Annotated in this window: 16 protein-coding genes and 1 pseudogene; 16 read left to right on the top strand and 1 reads right to left on the bottom strand. The window is 67.4% G+C overall.

All coding sequences use genetic code 11. The features are described from left to right. Positions 1-326: 326 nt before the first annotated feature. The 3 genes from AC5P1C_RS27950 (at position 327) to AC5P1C_RS27960 (ending at position 3875) form a co-directional block, all read left to right on the top strand. Positions 327-1466: a sensor histidine kinase gene (locus AC5P1C_RS27950; RefSeq protein ID WP_493868704.1), complete on the top strand. Its 1140-nt coding sequence runs from the start codon at positions 327-329 to the stop codon at positions 1464-1466. A gap of 3 nt (positions 1467-1469) precedes the next feature. Continuing rightward, positions 1470-2078 carry a response regulator gene (locus tag AC5P1C_RS27955; RefSeq protein ID WP_493868705.1) on the top strand — a complete coding sequence of 203 codons (609 nt, stop codon included), beginning with the start codon at positions 1470-1472 and terminating at the stop codon, positions 2076-2078. Positions 2079-2387: 309 nt separating this feature from the next. Further along, complete coding sequence (locus AC5P1C_RS27960; RefSeq protein WP_493868706.1) at positions 2388-3875, top strand: phytoene desaturase family protein; 1488 nt, start codon at positions 2388-2390, stop codon at positions 3873-3875. A gap of 283 nt (positions 3876-4158) precedes the next feature. Here AC5P1C_RS27960 and AC5P1C_RS27965 read toward each other — a convergent pair whose 3' ends face one another. Further along, positions 4159-4290, bottom strand: coding sequence for a hypothetical protein (locus tag AC5P1C_RS27965; RefSeq protein ID WP_493868707.1), 132 nt, complete (start codon positions 4288-4290; stop codon positions 4159-4161). Positions 4291-5339: 1049 nt separating this feature from the next. Between AC5P1C_RS27965 and AC5P1C_RS27970 the strand changes: the two genes are divergently transcribed. The 13 genes and pseudogenes from AC5P1C_RS27970 to AC5P1C_RS28030 all read left to right on the top strand — a co-directional run bounded on the left by AC5P1C_RS27970 (position 5340) and on the right by AC5P1C_RS28030 (position 16146). Next, positions 5340-5531, top strand: coding sequence for a hypothetical protein (locus tag AC5P1C_RS27970; protein ID WP_493868708.1), 192 nt, complete (start codon positions 5340-5342; stop codon positions 5529-5531). A 42-nt stretch (positions 5532-5573) separates the two neighbouring features. Then, positions 5574-5780, top strand: coding sequence for a hypothetical protein (locus AC5P1C_RS27975; RefSeq protein WP_365820849.1), 207 nt, complete (start codon positions 5574-5576; stop codon positions 5778-5780). Positions 5781-6113: 333 nt separating this feature from the next. Next, positions 6114-7814: an alpha/beta fold hydrolase gene (locus tag AC5P1C_RS27980; protein ID WP_493868709.1), complete on the top strand. Its 1701-nt coding sequence runs from the start codon at positions 6114-6116 to the stop codon at positions 7812-7814. After that, positions 7811-8392, top strand: coding sequence for a hypothetical protein (locus AC5P1C_RS27985; protein WP_493868710.1), 582 nt, complete (start codon positions 7811-7813; stop codon positions 8390-8392). The genes AC5P1C_RS27980 and AC5P1C_RS27985 overlap by 4 nt, the downstream gene beginning before the upstream one ends. A gap of 44 nt (positions 8393-8436) precedes the next feature. Next, entirely contained in the window at positions 8437-9258 is an 822-nt protein-coding gene (locus AC5P1C_RS27990; protein WP_493868711.1) for a nuclear transport factor 2 family protein, read from the top strand. A 47-nt stretch (positions 9259-9305) separates the two neighbouring features. After that, complete coding sequence (locus tag AC5P1C_RS27995; RefSeq protein ID WP_493868712.1) at positions 9306-10061, top strand: class I SAM-dependent DNA methyltransferase; 756 nt, start codon at positions 9306-9308, stop codon at positions 10059-10061. A gap of 41 nt (positions 10062-10102) precedes the next feature. Further along, positions 10103-10279 (top strand): hypothetical protein, encoded by a 177-nt coding sequence (locus AC5P1C_RS28000; RefSeq protein WP_493868713.1) that lies wholly within the window; start codon positions 10103-10105, stop codon positions 10277-10279. Continuing rightward, on the top strand, positions 10276-12006 hold the full coding sequence (locus AC5P1C_RS28005) for an ABC transporter ATP-binding protein (RefSeq protein WP_493868714.1): 1731 nt from the start codon (positions 10276-10278) through the stop codon (positions 12004-12006). Before AC5P1C_RS28000 ends, AC5P1C_RS28005 begins: the two co-directional genes overlap by 4 nt. 86 nt (positions 12007-12092) lie before the next feature. Continuing rightward, positions 12093-12953: a M23 family metallopeptidase gene (locus tag AC5P1C_RS28010; RefSeq protein ID WP_493868715.1), complete on the top strand. Its 861-nt coding sequence runs from the start codon at positions 12093-12095 to the stop codon at positions 12951-12953. 1106 nt (positions 12954-14059) lie between these two features. Continuing rightward, positions 14060-14419, top strand: a complete 360-nt coding sequence (locus tag AC5P1C_RS28015) for a toxin-antitoxin system YwqK family antitoxin (protein ID WP_493868716.1) — start codon at positions 14060-14062, stop codon at positions 14417-14419. 223 nt (positions 14420-14642) lie between these two features. Beyond that, complete coding sequence (locus AC5P1C_RS28020; RefSeq protein WP_493868717.1) at positions 14643-14840, top strand: hypothetical protein; 198 nt, start codon at positions 14643-14645, stop codon at positions 14838-14840. A 165-nt stretch (positions 14841-15005) separates the two neighbouring features. After that, positions 15006-15305 (top strand): annotated as a pseudogene (locus AC5P1C_RS28025) (recombinase family protein); the annotation flags it as partial. A gap of 160 nt (positions 15306-15465) precedes the next feature. Then, positions 15466-16146: a hypothetical protein gene (locus AC5P1C_RS28030; RefSeq protein WP_493868718.1), complete on the top strand. Its 681-nt coding sequence runs from the start codon at positions 15466-15468 to the stop codon at positions 16144-16146. Positions 16147-16163 lie beyond the last annotated feature (17 nt).

The raw sequence follows: 16163 nt of genomic DNA on the forward strand, positions 1-16163 counted from the left end.
ACCCTCGTGCAGGAGCCGTTGACCACACCGGCTCCGATTGCCGTCCCCCGGGGACGGGCATGCCCTCTCCGCGGTGCGTCCTTGACCGGGCGGGACGCGGTCGCCCAGCAGGTCGGGCGCCCCTTTCCCTCCGAGTGCCTCAAGTACGCCGACGGGCGACTGCCTGACCGTTGTTGGCCCGACGGGGCCGAAATGTACCTGCGTGATGCACCTACCTAGTGAGGCTCGACTTGCCCCCCACGCCCGAGTCCTTTCCGTACCCGTCCTTCGTGCCCGCACCGCTCTCCGGCCGGGGTGCACGTAGGCCTCCGTCGGCCCCCACGCAGTTGCACGCCACACGCCAGGATGCCGAAAGGTTCGCGAGGCACACCCGGCAGGGACTCGCCATCTGTCTGACCACGCCCCTCCTGGTCTTCGTCCTGATCGCGGAGATGCCCGATCCGCACCCCGTACTCGGGCTCGTATCCGTCCTGTACGCCCTTCACTTGGGGGCATTGCTTCGCCCGATGTGCACCGGATGCCGCTACCCGGTCCCACCGCTCGCCCTGCTAGCCCCCACCTTCGTGTGGCTGGCCTGTCTGTGGCTGCTCCCCTATACGGGCGCCTTCGCACGGTCGGAGGTCGTCCCGCTCTCCGGAATGGCCGCCGTGCCCGTGGCCGTCGCGGCGGCCGAGTTGTCGCTGCGCGTTCAACTGATCACCGGCGCCACGTGTCTTGTGGTGGCCGCCGCCGTCAGTCCGGACCCGGTGACATCGGCACTGGTCGCCGGGGGGATCTTCCTGACCATCATCATCGCCGTCCGCAGCGTGATGCGACCCGTCTCCGTCATCTCCCGGCTGGAGGCAGCCGCGGACGTGGCGGCCTTGCACGCGGTGGCCGAGGAACGGCTGCGGATGTCCCACGATCTGCACGACACGCTGGGCCGGCATCTGGCCATCATCGCTCTCAAGTCTGAACTCGTCGCACGCACGGGCAAGTTGAACGAGATGGAGGAGGTGCAGGTGTTGGCGAAGGCGTCTCAGAGTGAGCTGCGGGCGGTGGTCAACGCCGTGCGCACCGCGTCACTCGACGACGAGCTGGACGGCGCGCGCTCCCTGCTCCGGGCCTTCGGCGTCCGGTGCGACGTGATCGGCGGGGACCACGGCCTCGGCCTGCCCCGCGAGGTACGGGAGGTCCTCGGATGGGCCGTGCGGGAAGCGGCCACGAACGTCGTCCGGCACGCGTCCGAGGCCACCGCCTGCACGATCACGCTGGCCCTGTCCGGCGAGCCGGAGGCCAGGGAGTGCGCCTTGCGGGTGGTGAACGACGGCGTGTGTGACATGCAGGGCCAGAGGGTGGAACTGGGTACGGGCATGAACGGGCTGAAGCGGCGTGTCGCACCGCTGGGAGGGCGCCTGGAACACGGACCTCGGCCTCACGGCACGTACCACCTCTTGATCACCGTCCCCCTTGCGCGAGAGGTGTGAGGCGTGCGGATTCGAGTCCTCGTGGCCGATGACGAGAAAATGATCCTGGGGGCACTCTCCGTGCTGTTGGCGGCGGAGGAGGATCTCGAAGTGATCGGTGAGGCGGCAGGCGGTGTCGAAGCGGCCGAGATGGGGAGGAAGCTCGTTCCGGATGTCTGCGTGCTGGACTTGAGCATGCCCGACAAGGGCGGCATCAGCGTCATCCGGGATCTGCGGCAGGCCCGCCCCTCCATACGGTGCCTCGTGGTCACCTCCCACACGGCGCCCGGATATCTCGCGTCGGCCCTGTCGGCGGGAGCCTGGGGGTTCGTACCGAAGACGACGTCCGCGAAAGAACTGGCCGTCATCGTCAGGACGATCCATCGGGGCGCCCGCTATGTCGATCCGGAGATGGCCGCGAGGGCGATGTCGGCGGGCGAGTCGCCGCTGACCCGGCGGGAGACGGACATTCTGGCGCTGTCGGCGGACGGGGCGCCCATAGACACGGTGGCGCGGCGCGCGGTCCTGTCGCCCGGGACCGTACGCAACTACCTCTCGAAGATCGCGGGCAAACTGAAGGCGGCGAACCGGCATGAAGCCGCGCATGTCGCCCGTCGGCAAGGCTGGATCTGACCCCGGCGGAGCGGTGTCGGGGGCGTCTCGCCTGTAGGTGGCGTCGGTCACATTTTCTGCGGCCATGGTGTTCGCGGCGCCGATCGATGCGGCGAATTCGCAGGTCAGGGCGGTAGCTGCGGCATGGATCGCGGTGGCATGCGTCATGCCGGAGCCGTGACGCATGTCAAGCATTCAGAAGAATCGGCTCCGCTTAGCGGTGTGATCTGCGCCCTAACGAGGTCTCAAGGGTGCTGCTTGTATCCACTGCGGGGGACCGACGGAGACTCCTGTACGAGCCCTCCGTGAGACCAGCAGGAGGGGCGTCGTATGCCGGATGCGGTGATCGTCGGTACGGGTCCCAATGGGCTCGCCGCCGCTGTGACGCTGCTGCGGGCGGGTCTCAGCGTCGAACTGTACGAGGCGCACGACACGCCGGGCGGGGGTCTGCGCACCGAGCCGCTCTTCGACTCCGATGTCGTGCACGACATCTGTGCGGCTGTGCACCCCATGGCTGCCGCGTCCCGATTCTTCCGGGAGTTCGACCTGCCCGCGCGCGGCGTCGACCTGCTCCAGCCCGAGATCCCCTACGCCCATCCGCTGTTGGGCCAGGATGCCGTCCTCGCCCACCGCGACCTCGCCGAGACGAGCGCAGGGCTCGGCGAGGACGGGGAACGCTGGCGGCGGCTCATGACGCCGCTCGCCGCGCACAGCCGGGGTGTCGTCGACCTGATCCTTTCCGGCCAGCGCGGCATTCCCGACGACCTGGCGGCGCCGTTGCTCCTGGCGCCCAGGGTCCTCACCCATGCCACCAGGCTGCCGTTCCGCACCGAGAGGGCTCGTGCGCTGCTCACGGGTGTCGCCGCGCACGCCGTCGGCAGGCTGCCCTCGCTGGCCGCCAGCGCCGTCTCGCTGCTCCTGGGCCACTTGGCGCACACCACGGGATGGCCGTTGCCCCGGGGCGGCAGCGCCCGCATCGCCGACGCGCTCCTCGCGGACATCGCCGCGCACGGCGGCCGCGTCCACACCGGCCGGCCCGTCAAGGACCTCGGCGAACTCGGGGGCGTACCCCTGGTGTTGCTCGACACCAGCCCCAAGGGGCTCCTCCAGCTCGCGGGCGACCGACTGCCCGCGCGCTACCGCCGGGCCCTGGAACGCTTCCGGTACGGGCCCGGGGCGTCCAAGGTCGACTTCCTGGTGTCCGGGCCCATCCCATGGACCGACCCCGAAACCGGCCGGGCCGGCACCGTCCACCTCGGCGGCACCCGCGCCGACATGTTCCGTACGGAGTCCGCGGCCGTACGCGGCACCCAGGACCCCGAGCCGTTCGTGCTCCTCGTCGACCCCGCCGCCACCGACCCCGACCGGACCGTCGGCGGCAGACGTCCCGTCTGGGCCTACGCACACGTTCCGCACGGCGACCTGCGGGACCCCGTGGACCTCGTCCGCCGCCGCATCGAGCAGTACGCGCCGGGCTTCGGTGACACCGTCGTCGCTGCGCGCGGCGTGAGCGCCGCCGCATACGAGACGTACAACCCCAACTACGTCGGCGGCGACATCGGCGCAGGGGCCATGACCCTGCGCCAGTCGCTGCTGCGCCCCGCCGCGAAGTGGGACCCGTACAAAGTCCCGCTACCCGGCCTGTACCTGTGCTCGGCCTCTACTCCGCCGGGACCCAGCGTGCATGGAATGTCCGGCTATCTGGCCGCGCTCTCCGCGCTGCGCCGCGAACACGGCATCCGAACCCCGCCGTCGCTCCGCCCGCACGGCAGCACGTCAGGCATGCCGGGCCGTGACCACGGAGGGAGGCAAGCATGACCCGGCACGACTCGCAGCGCCACCGAGCCGACCGCGGCGCGCTCGGCCGCCTAGTACCTGCCGGAGCGCACCACCGCGGTCACGGCCCGGCGAGGGCTCTTCCGCAGCGTCAGTTCGGCCGCTATCGCGGAAACAGGAATCTCCGGCCGGTCCAGCGGCCTGCCTCCGTCGACCATGAACGACCCCGCTCCCGTCGCGCCGCGCGCCACGTGGCGGGGGCCGAGGCTTCGATGCGCAGCGCCCGGTCGTGGGCGGTTCCCCGCGCGAAGGCGAACATCTCCCTCTAGTCCAGGAGCAGACCGCCGCCGAAGAGCGCCGTCCACGGCTCCATCTTCACGGTCACGTCCACCGCCCTGGCCCCCTCGCGCTGCCTGCGGGAGTGCACCAGCTCGCGCGGACCGGACTCGCTCAGCACGTATGTATCGGGGCAGCGACGCAGCGAACTGCGGTATCCGGCCCGGTCGTACAGCCATCATTCGTGCATCGCTGTATGGACGTGATGAATGACCGGTCGGACAATTTCTCCATTCATCGGCCGAAATTATGTGTAGCGATGCCGTCGGTAATTCAAGTGGCCTACATGTGGGGGTAGTGATACCCGATCACTGAGGCAGAGGGAAATCGGTGACGCAAGGGAACGCATTCTGCGCCTCGCTCCGGGCTCGATGGGCGAACAGGGGCAAGATGCGATCTCTACTTTAGGCACAGCTCATCGGTGGGGAGCAAGGTCTTCTTGACTCCTTTCTTTACCGGGTGGCACCCTCACCTGTTTTCCGACACTTACGTTTGTCACATTCAGCGGGAATCGGCCCACGTCATCAGGCCATCGCTCCCCGCCGGGTGAACCTTGGCTGGCTGGAAAGCGCCCTACCGAGCGCCCGACGTGACGGGGGCTCCGGGCCGCAGCCAGCGAGGACTGGCGCCGGCCCCCCTCATCGGGCCGTGACTCCGTGGCGAGACATCGCCCGCAGGGGCTGAATACCGGTCGGCCAGTTTCAGCCAGCGCGACAGACCTGAATTCTTAGCTCTTGCGCCCTCGTTCTCACTGGTCAACGCGTAAAGCATGACTAATGTCATCGCCGACTTCACGCCAAGGGCCGAGAAGTTCCAACGGTCAGCCGATCGCCATTTCCTTTCCGTGTGTGATGCACGTCACATGCAATGGGCTTGATTTCAAGCTCTGCAATCTTCATATAGTGGTGCCCGTAACGGGGAGTTGATCGATCGTTGGCGAGCGGGTGCCGAGTAAGAAACTCAGGCGATGCTCGGAATTCTAGCCGCCCATGAGGGACGTGCGTGTTCCGTTGATTCATGGGCGATATTCCATGCAGGAAATCTTGTGTACTGCTCCATGTCGGGCTGCATCCATATTCGCTCCAAGGGTGCATTCTGTCGGCATTGCGTACATCGGCGACGATTCCAACACCCCGACGCCTCGATTGAAATCAACAGGAGGAATGGATCATGGGCAAGATAGCTGCCTTTATGAACCAGCAGGAGCTGGGCTCCCTCGAGGACGGCCTGATGAATGCCGACGGCACTCCCGTCATGGCGACTCCGGCCGTTGCCGTGCCGGTCACGGCCAAGATCACGGCCGGCATCGTCGCCTTCACCGTCCCGGTCGGTGCGTACGTCGCCGGTCGTGTCGTCAACTAAAGGCCGCCAGGCCTTCCGAGCGTCTTCGAAAAGGAGATCAGAATGACTCACATCATCGACAGTGTGCGTTCGATCACGGAGCCGACCCTGACCGAGGGTGAGCAGGACCGTGTCACCCGCACCATGCCGGTCGCATTCACGCCGGCCGTTCTCGTCACCTGCCCCTACGCGGGCGGTGGCCTCGCTGCCGGCGCGACCATCGTCGGCGCCTACGAGCTCGGCCGTGCCGCCGGCGCCGGCGGCAAGTAGAGAACACCATCAGTAGCCCTTGACATGAGTGTGGGCTTTTGAAGCCGCTCGGAGCGTGACGTCTGCGAGCACCAGACGAGCTGTCGGGCCGCGCCGGAATCGCGGCCCGACAGCTTTCAGATATTAGCTCACCCATGGTTCAGTCGTGAGGAACATCCTGTGAGACGAATGAAGAAGCTTGTCTCGTCGCTTTTCTCTCCGGTGCCAATATCCCGGGACCGTACCCTGGGTCTATCTGAGCGACTCTCCGCGCTCACCACTCTCTCCTCCTCCCTCGAATATCTGCACCAGCACAAACAGCTGGACCCCGGTGGACTAAATGACTGGGAAATCATGAAGGAGGCACCGGAGACCAAGAACCTGGCAATTCGCAAACTCACCGAGGCCGTCAGTGGCAAGAAGATGACGGTGGCGATACACGTCGCGCGAGCCGCCGTGAGCGCTGGTCTCCTCCTTCCGGGAAACAGCAGATGGCGCGGGGCCGGCGGCCTTTTCCTCACGGCGTCGACCTCCGTTCTGCAGACACGCCACCGCTATGGCACCGACGGTTCGGACCAGGTGGCGAACCTGGTGCAGACCGCCACCGGCCTTGCCCGCCTCTCGCAGAGTCCACAGACCAAGGACGCATTCCTCTGGTACGTGGCCATGCAGGCGAGCCTGGCCTACGCGGCTTCCGGCTGGGTCAAGCTCATCGGTGAGAAATGGCGTGACGGCTCGGCGCTGCCCGGCGTGATGCGCACCCGCACCTACGGGTTCGAGAGCGCTTACCGCCTCACCCAGCGCTACCCGCGGACCGCGAAATACGTGCAGCACAGCGTGCTCGCGATGGAATGCCTCTTCCCGGTCGTGTACCTCGCCGGAGGCAGGCTGACCCGTCCGATGATCGCGGCAGCGGGAAGTTTCCACGTAGCCAATGGCTTTGTCATGGGACTCGGACGCTTCATGACGGCTTTCCCGGCCATGCACCCCATGGTCGCCTACACCACCGCACCCAAGACGCACCCGTTGGTGGCGGGCCGCGACGACCGCGCGGTGAAGGCCGCGGGCCTGTTCCTCGCCGGTGGCATCGCCGTCGCCACCGCGGTAGCCGCCCAGCGCCGTGCCATCGTCCTCGAAGGCTGGCCCACGTCACGGAAGTTCGTCACCCGACACGGCAACGAGCTCATGTACGAGACGGGCGGCCGGGACGACGAGACGGATGCTCCGGTGCTCGTCTTCTGCGCGGGGCTCACCTCGACGTCCGAGCACTTCGCGTGGATCACCGAGCGGTTCGTGAACGACTCGGACAGCGCGGTCGTCGCCTACGCGCGAGCCGGGTACGCGGGCAGCCTCCGCCGGACCAACGAGCCCTTCGTCCTGGACGAGTCGGTCGACGACCTGGAAGATCTGATCCGCGCCACCGTGCCCACGCACCGCAAGGCGGTCCTGGTCGGCCACTCCCTGGGCGGAGAGCTGATCCGCCGGGTCTCGGCCCGGATTCCGGACCGGATCGCCGGCCTCGTCTACCTCGACCCGTCCCACCCCGCCGAGCTGCAGCGCTCCGAGCGCCAGAGCGACGGCGCGAAGGACCTCAACGACAACATCACGCACGCGGCCCGCTACCTCTCCCTGGGCACCGGCATCCTCATGAGCCGTCCCGCGTGGCTCGACAGGCTCCCGGCGAACTATCGGGACAAGGTGTTCGCCCAGTACACCGACGCCCGCCTCTGGAAGGCGGGCAGGCGTGAATGGGCGGCGGTCGAGAAGGACTTCAGGTCCTTCGACGGCGACCTGCCGCAGGTGGAAGCGCCCGCGCTGATCATCGCTGCGCAGCAGACCGTGGATCAGGATCCCGAGCAGCTCCTGATGTACAACGAACTCGTCCGGGTGCACCAGGGCGGCGAGGTGAAGGTCGTCGAAGGGGCCGACCACGACTCCCTGCTGACCAACGCGCTCTACGCCCACAAGACGGTGCAGCACATGACCGACTTCCTGAACGGCACGGGCGACGCGCGCAGCGAGTCCGCCGACGACGAACAAGGAGCACAGAGGTGACGCCGACAGCCCTGCTCAAGGACACGTTCACCGGCCCCGGCTGTGTGGCGCGCGTCGTGGGAGCGGGGATGCTGGTGGCGACCGTCGCCGCGCAGCACCCGCACCCGGCGTTCGACAGGGTCCGCTCCAAGGACCTCTTCTCCTTCATCCCGAACTGGAAGTTCTTCGCCCCGAACCCGGCGACACACGACTTCCACTACGTCTACCGCACACTCGACCACGCGGGCGGGACGTCGGAGTGGAGCGAGATCGACATGATCGAGCCCCGAAGGATGTACCAGGCGTTCTGGTTCGCCACCCGCCGCCCGGAGAAGTCGGTGTTCGACCTGTGCACCGCCATCCTCCAGCAGGCCACCAAGGCCGGTGCGACGGAGGTGCAGAAGACCTCCTCCTACCGGGTCCTCGCCGAGTTCATCCGCAAGACGATCCGCGGACAGCAGGGTGAGGCGAACGTCAAGGGGTTCCAGTTCGCGGTCGTGCGAGCCGCAGGGCACGACACCAGCGAGGAGCCCGAGCCCCTGTTCATCTCCCCGTACACGCCGATGGGCCGGGTCGGTCCGCACCTCGCTGCCGCCTGAGCACCACCGAGAACCACCGCCACACCAGTGTTGGAGAACGCGCCATGACCACCGCCCCGATCCCCGCCGACGACTTCGTCGGCTACCTTCGCACCTACACCGCCGACGCATTCGCTTCCGAGCAGAGCCTCGAAGACGTCTGGGATCGCTACCACGTCCCCGACGCCATCCATGTGGTCAACCGGAAGCAGCGCGACCGGAACGGCGCACTGAAGAACCTTTCGCAGTGGCGGGCGGACCAGACGCCGTACGAGCTGTGGATTCACGAGGCGGTGGTGGACGGAAACCGTGCCGCCGCCCGGTACACCATCAGCAAGCCCCTGGTGATGCAGGTACGACACAACACCGAAGCGGTGATCTTCGCCGACCTCGCGGACGACGGACGCGTCGCGGCCACCGTCACCACCGCGCGGTCGACCTACGGCTGGGGCAGCTCCGACACCGAGACCTGGGACAGCGACGCGGCGTCCGTCGACGCACCCAGCGGTGCGCCGACGGACCCCGCGGCCTACCTCACGGCCTTCGCGGAGCTGGCCAACGACCCGGGCGTGCCCCTCGAAGAGGCCTACGACCGGTTCCACACCCCCGACTCCGTCCAGTACATCAACGGCACGTCGATGCAACGCCCCGCGGCCCTGCAGTCCCTCGCCGCGGCCCGCGACAAGGGACCCGACTACACCCTGGACGTCCACGCGGCACTCACGCAGGGCAGCCGTTTCGCCGCCCGCTACTCCATGGTGCCCTCGCGGGACGGGCGCCGGGCCGGCGAGATGGAGGTCTTCACCTTCGGCGAGTTCGCCGACGACGGACGCGTCCGCCTGCTCCGCTCCGTGATGCAGACCAGGAGCGGCTACTGGCCCACCTGAGCCGCGCCACAGCCCCCGGACACCGCCCATGGGAAGTGACCCCCGTAATGACCAGCACAGTTGCAGACATCGGCTACGGCGCACAGTTCGCGAAGTGGTACGACCGGATCTTTCCCAGAGGCGCCGACGCCCAGATCACCGCTGACGCCCTGGTCCGGCTCCACCCCGACCCCGAAGCCGGAACCATCGAGTTCGGGGTCGGCACCGGACGCATCGCCGTCCCGCTCTCCCAGAAGACCGGGCAGGTGACGGGGGTCGACTCGTCCCCGGAAATGCTCGCCCAACTCGCCGACGCCCCGGGCAGCGACCAGGTCGTCCCCGTGCACGCGGACATCCGCACGTACACCGACACCCGCACCTACGGCCTGGTGTACGTGGTGTGCGGAACGCTGTCGATGCTGCTCAGTCCCGAGGACCAGCGGGAGACGGTGTGTCGTGCCGCCGAACTGCTCTGCCCCGGCGGCCGGTTGGTGGTGGAGACCGGCAACCGCCCCGCGGTGGAGGCACTCCACGAGGGCCAGTTGCGAACCACCCTCTTCACGCCCTACCCGGAGCCGGGAACCGGACTGCAGACCCACTCCACGCTCACCTCCGAGATCTGGCAGTGCTCCCACATCTGGTACGAGTCCGACGGCACCACCCGTGTCGGCAGTGAGCTGGCGCGCCTCACGACCCCCGACGAGGTCGACGGATACGCCGCGGCGGCCGGACTCACCCCCGAAGGCGGCTACGCCGACTGGAATCTCTCCCCCTACACCGAGCAGTACCCGATGTTCCTGACCACGTATACGAAGAGCGCCTGAGCGACCGCCGGTGTAGCGAGCAGTACAAGGGAGGAACCAGGATGACGACAAGCCGTGCGGTGTGGTTCGCGGTCACGTTCGCCTTCGCGGCGCCGGGCATGTCCGCGGTGTTCCGGGAGAACGGACGGCTCACCAGACGGGCGATGGCCCTCGGTATCGTCTTCGCCACGAGCATCGCGGTGATCATGGCCATCTCCTTCGGGCGGGACGCGTCGTGAACTTCTCCGCGATCGTCCGGCGTCACCGGGTGCTCCTCGCCGTCGGCATCCTCCTCGGTCTCGGAGGCACCGCAGCGACCCTCGTGCAGCCGCTCCTCATCGGCGACCTGATCGAAGCCGTCTCCCTGGACAAGTCGACGACCTGGCCGATCCTGTCCATCGCCGGCCTGTTCGTCGCCGACGCGGCGCTCGCCGCCACCCACTTCTACCTGATCGGCCGGGCGGGCGAGAACATCGTCCTCGACATGCGCTCCACCTTGACGGGTCGCTTGCTCCACTCCCGGATACGGGCCTTCACCAAGCTCGAACACGGTGACGTGTTCACCCGTACCGTCTCCGACACCTCACTGGCCCGGATCGCTCTGTCCTCGTCCGTCGCCCAGATGATCACAGCCGGATTCACCACGGTCGGCTGCATCGCCGTCATGGCCTGGATCGACTGGCGGCTGCTCCTGGTCACCGCCGGCTGTCTCGGCGCGGCGTCCACCCTCGCGCTGTTCCTGGCCAGAGCGGTCCGCAAGGCGGCGGTCCAGAACCGCGAGGACACCAGCGACTACGGGTCCGGACTCCTCCGTGTCCTCGGCGCGCTCACCACGGTCAAGGCCTCCGGCGCCGAGAATCGCGAGGCCGAGCGGATCGATGGGCTCGCCGGCGCCGCACGCGGCAGCGGAATCCGGGTGACCCGGCTGTCGGCGATGCTGATGCCCGCCATGAACGTGGGCACGCAGGTTTCCCTCGCGGTGGTCATCACCTGGGGTATGGCCCGCACCACCACGGGAGCCCTCCCGGCCGCGGATCTCACCTCCTTCATCATGTACCTCTTCTATCTCGTCTCACCGCTGGTCACGCTCTTCATGTCGCTGGGAGAGTTCCAGCAGGGCCGGGCCGCCATCGACCGCGTCAACGACCTCGCCACCATCGACCAGGAGACCGTGGAGGCCTCGACGGGACCTGTGGCGGCAGGGAGCCGGGGCAAGGTCGACGGCATCGCCGCCGTCGAGTTCCAGAACGTCACCTTCAGCTACTCCGACCCGGCGCCCCGAGCCCTCGACGACGTCTCGTTCACGCTTCCCGCCACCGGCATCACGGCGATCGTCGGACCGTCAGGTGCGGGCAAGTCCACGCTCTTCCAGTTGATCGAACGCTTCTATGACCCCGACAGGGGAACGGTCCGGATCTCGGGAGATGACGCCTCCCTCCTGCCGTTGCGGGAACTCCGCTCCCGTATCGGCCTGGTCGAACAGGACTCCCCACTCATGCGGGGCACGGTCCGCGAGAACCTCGTCTACGCCCGGCCCCACGCCACGCCGGAAGAGATCGCGCAGGCCGTGGAGGCGGCCCACCTCACCGATGTCGTCGCCGCACTGCCGGACGGCCTCGACACCAACCTGGGGGAGGGCGGCGCAGGACTCTCCGGCGGCCAGCGCCAGCGACTGGCCATCGCCCGAGCCCTGTTGACCCGGCCCGCGGTCCTGCTCCTGGACGAGGTCACGTCGAACCTCGACTCGGACTCCGAGAAGGCGTTGCGCTCCGCCCTCACCACTATCGGAGCCAACTGCCAAGTGCTCACGATCGCTCACCGCGTCTCCACCACAGCAGGCGCCGACGAGATCCTCGTCATCGAGCAGGGCCGGCTGCGAGCCCGCGGCACCCACCTGGAGCTGATGGCGGAAGACGCCACCTACCGGCGGCTGGCCAGCCAGCAGTTGGCCCCCGTCGGGGCCTGACAAGAAGCCGATCCCCCGGAACCCGTCACTCCACCATGACAGGATGCGGGCGCCGCCCGAACTGACACACCTGCGAAGAGGGGCACATGCTCGTGATGCTGTGGAAGCGCTATGGCCTGGTGTTCGCCGCCGGCGCCTTGTGCATTGTGGTGAACACGCAAGGGCTCGGCCCGCTCTGGTACACCGGCGTGGCGCTGCTGATCGTCGGTCAGACCATGCGCGTGACAATGATCCGCGCCCAGCGCCCGCCCCAGGACCGCAAGCCGGTGCTCCTCGGCATCCCAGTCACCGGGCGCTGGATGGCACTCAACGGCCCGGCCACGAAGGTCCCCAGCCACACACACAGCCATGCGCAGACGTACGCCATCGACCTGAAGCATGTCCCCGAGGCAGGCGACGACGGTAGTGACGGCGTCACGCCGCAGGCCCCGCCCTTCCGCTGGCTCTGGCCACTCGCCCGGCGCCCCCGCCTCTACCCCACCTACGGCATGCCCGTGCTCGCCCCCGCCGACGGAGTCGTCGTCGCGACCGGGGAACGACAGCGGGACCATCTGTCGCGCATGTCGTTCCCCGCCTTCCTCTACCTCTACCTGGAAGGCTTCATCCGCAGTCTCGGCTGGCCGAGCCACCTCATGGGGAACTACGTCATCCTGGACATCGGCGACGGCGTGCACGCGGCCTTCGCGCATCTGCGGCGCGGTTCGCTGCGCGTAGCCGTGGGCGACCGGGTGGCGACGGGACAAGAGATCGCCGAATGCGGCAACTCCGGCAACTCATCCGAGCCCCATCTGCACTTCCAGCTCATGGACGGCCCCGACGTCATGACGGCACGAGGTGTGCCGTTCGCATGGCGCTACCGTGACGACGACGGCGTTGAACACACCGGTGTGCCCGAAGACAGCACGCACTGCGTCCCTGTATCCCCCCTGCCGGACCGCTCCACGTGACGCGCAGGCTGGATCCGACCCAAGGCCCCGCCGTCCACTGCCGGTAATCGGTCGACTACAGCGCTCCCCCTGCAGCCGCGCCGGGGGAGCGCTCGCGAGATGTCAGGGGGCGGGGCGCATACCTTCGCGCAACGCAAAACGCTGGTCGGGATGGATCCCGACCAGCGCTTCGTGGTCAATCTCTGTGTCCGAGGGGGGACTTGAACCAATTCCCCACGGATTCCGACGATCACCGACGATCACCACGGAGCTGGAGCTCTCACGCTGACGCATTCGTCCAACTGTGTGCCTTCTGATGGCCCACACGCTGGTTGGCGCGCGGGGCGGCGACGGAGGGCCTTTCCCCTGAGGCGCTGAGAAAACGGCACACGCCGCTTTCAGGGGCGGGCGTGGAGCGGCTAGTTGTATTGACCTGGAGCGTTGTTGACGCGCCTGATGGGTGGCTGAAAGTGATCGCGGACCACCGATGCGATCGGGACCGGTGTACGACAACATCGGCTGACGACTCGCCCGCGGAGGGGTGGCGAGGCGCCCGAGCGTGAACAGCGGCGCCGGGTGAGGGGGATCGGGATGAAGGGGGCTTGTTGTGACGGCTTGGGACATTGATCCCGCCGGACTTCTGACCGCCGCCCTGCCCGGTGCCCGCGCGGGGCATGTCGTTGCCCGTGATCGTGGCGCCGCGTATCGCGCTGTGAAGGAAGCCGGCACATTCCCTCGGAAGCAAACGGGAGCCTGTGTAGGGGCTGTGGTTGATCTGCGGACCGGCACAATCATCGAGGGCATTAACGGCAAGGCTGATGCCGTCATCCCAGTTGATGAACTGCACCCGACCCTGGCGGAACGCTACGACTCCATCGGTACGCCGCCTCCGACCTACTCTGGGCGCGTACGAAACAAGGGTTGCCTGACGGAGACGCCGCGCTCGCCGAGATGCGGGCCGCTGTGGAGATTCCTTACCTGTCAGATAAGGCTAGGGGTACCTCTGGGCGTCCAGCCCCCTTCTGCGCGAACTGCAACCACATGCTCCATGGTGTACCGAGCAGTCACGGACGATTCACGCGTTACCCGCCGAGCGATGAGAACTGGATCCACTAATGCCTCCCACAGTGCGAATCGACATCGATGATCCAGAAGTAGACATGGACGAAGCGCAGCGACTGCTCTATCGGGGGAAGTTGTTCACCGGGGAGGTAGCGGAATACCTCGGCGGAAAACTGGTCAGCCTGGATGATTATACCGAGGGGGCGCAGGACGGCGTGTCGCGTGAATGGTACCAAGATGGGACTCTTCGGTCCGAGGGCACTGTGGGAATGGGGCTTCCCCGCGGAGAGTTCCGAGAATGGCACCCCAACGGCACGCTGGCATCTCGGAAGGTGTTTGACGCTGATGGTCTGACGCCACGCGAAGATATGAAGTGGGATGAGAATGGCCAGCCGACCAAGAGTTGGCGTCGTGGAGATGGTTAGTTTGACTCGTGTTCGAGCCCGGCGCACGCCGCCGGGGCACCAGGCAGCTAGGCGTGCAGCGATCACGACGGTACCTATTGGTAGTTGGCACTGGGAGACCGCGGCGTCGCTGGAAGACCTGCAGGAACTCTCAAGATGCGAGTAATGGATGACGCGTCTCGTAGCCGGGTCGGTGACTCTCGGGCGTGATGAATACGAAGTCTGGGAGCGGTAGAAGGTAGCTGTGGCAGCCCAGGATTACGACAGTCAGTTGCTGGAGTCGGTGTCGGCCCGGCGTCGGCGGCTGCGTGATGCGCTGTTGTTCGGGGCGCAGCGGCAGCGGCGTTCTGTGGATGAGCGGTTGGGGAAAGTGTTCGCCGGGGTCGTGATCGCAGCGGTCTTGTGTGCCGGGTGGGATGGTCGTTCATTTCGCACCGAATGATCGGCAAGAGCCCGTGCCCCCTCTGGCCGCTATCTCGGCGGCCGACCTCCGTACGGCTATCGCCTCGTAGATCTCGGCCCCCACCCTCACCCGGCCAAGGCCGCCGACGGCCGCCGCCTCCATGGCCTGGAGCCCGACCCCCGTACCGCCCCCGTCATCACCCACATCTTCACCGAGTACCTCCGAGGCCTTGGGCTCTTCGCCATCGCCGAAGGACTCACCAGCGACGGCATCCCCAGCCCCTCCGCGCACGACCCCGCCCGCAACCGCCACCGCGACACCCGCGCCTGGGCCAAGTCCGCCGTACGCGCCATCCTCACCAACCCCCGCTACATCGGCCGCCAGGTCTGGAACAAGCAGCACAAGCAGGAAACGCTCCTCGACATCAATGACGTCACCCTCGGCCACACCACCCCACTGCGCTGGAACAGCCAGGACAAGTGGATCGTCTCCCGCAAGGTCGTCCACACTCCGCTCGTCAACGACGAGACCTTCGCCCGCACCCGGGAAACGCTCGCCGGACGCGTCGAACACGGAGCCGCGCATCAGAGACACCGCACCCGCAACACGTACCTCTTCGTGGCCCGATCAGATGCGGTGCCTGTGACCGCCGCATGCAGGGACAGTGGTCGACGAAGAGGCGTACTACCGATGCCGCTGCCCCCAGGAATACGCCCTGGCCAACCGCGTCACACACCCCTCCAACGTCTACCTCCGCGAGAAATGTATGACCGGTCCCGTCGACACCTGGCTCGCGAAGATCTTCCTGCCCCAGCGGCTGGACGACACCATCGGCCTCCTGGCAGCCCACGCACCCGAAGAGCATCCTGATACGGCCGCCGCCTCTGCCGCCCGGGCCCGGATCGAGGACTGCGACGCGAAGCTCTCCACCCACCGCGCGACCCTGGAAGCAGGTGCCGACCCCACCCTGGTCACTCGCTGGATCGCCGAGACCCAGGCCCGCCGCGCACGCGCCGAAGCCAACCTCCGCACAGCAGGCTCCGGAGCCAACGGAGTGGGGTCCCGAATGACCCGCGACGAGATTGCCGGCCTGGTGCGCTCCATCCGCGACCTTGCCGCAGTGATCCATCAATCCGAGCCCGCCGACAAGATCGAGATCTACCGCGCGTTCGATCTCCGCTTCGCCTACCGCCCCGGAGACACGACCCTGCAGGCCGCGATCCATCTCGACCCGCACGAAACAACAAATCCCCACGGTTCGCGAAGAACCGTGGGGATTTGGTCGGTGTCCGAGGGGGGACTTGAACCCCCACGCCCGATAAAGGGCACTAGCACCTCAAGCTAGCGCGTCTGCCATTCCGC

This window comes from Streptomyces sp. A18 (assembly GCF_059026065.1).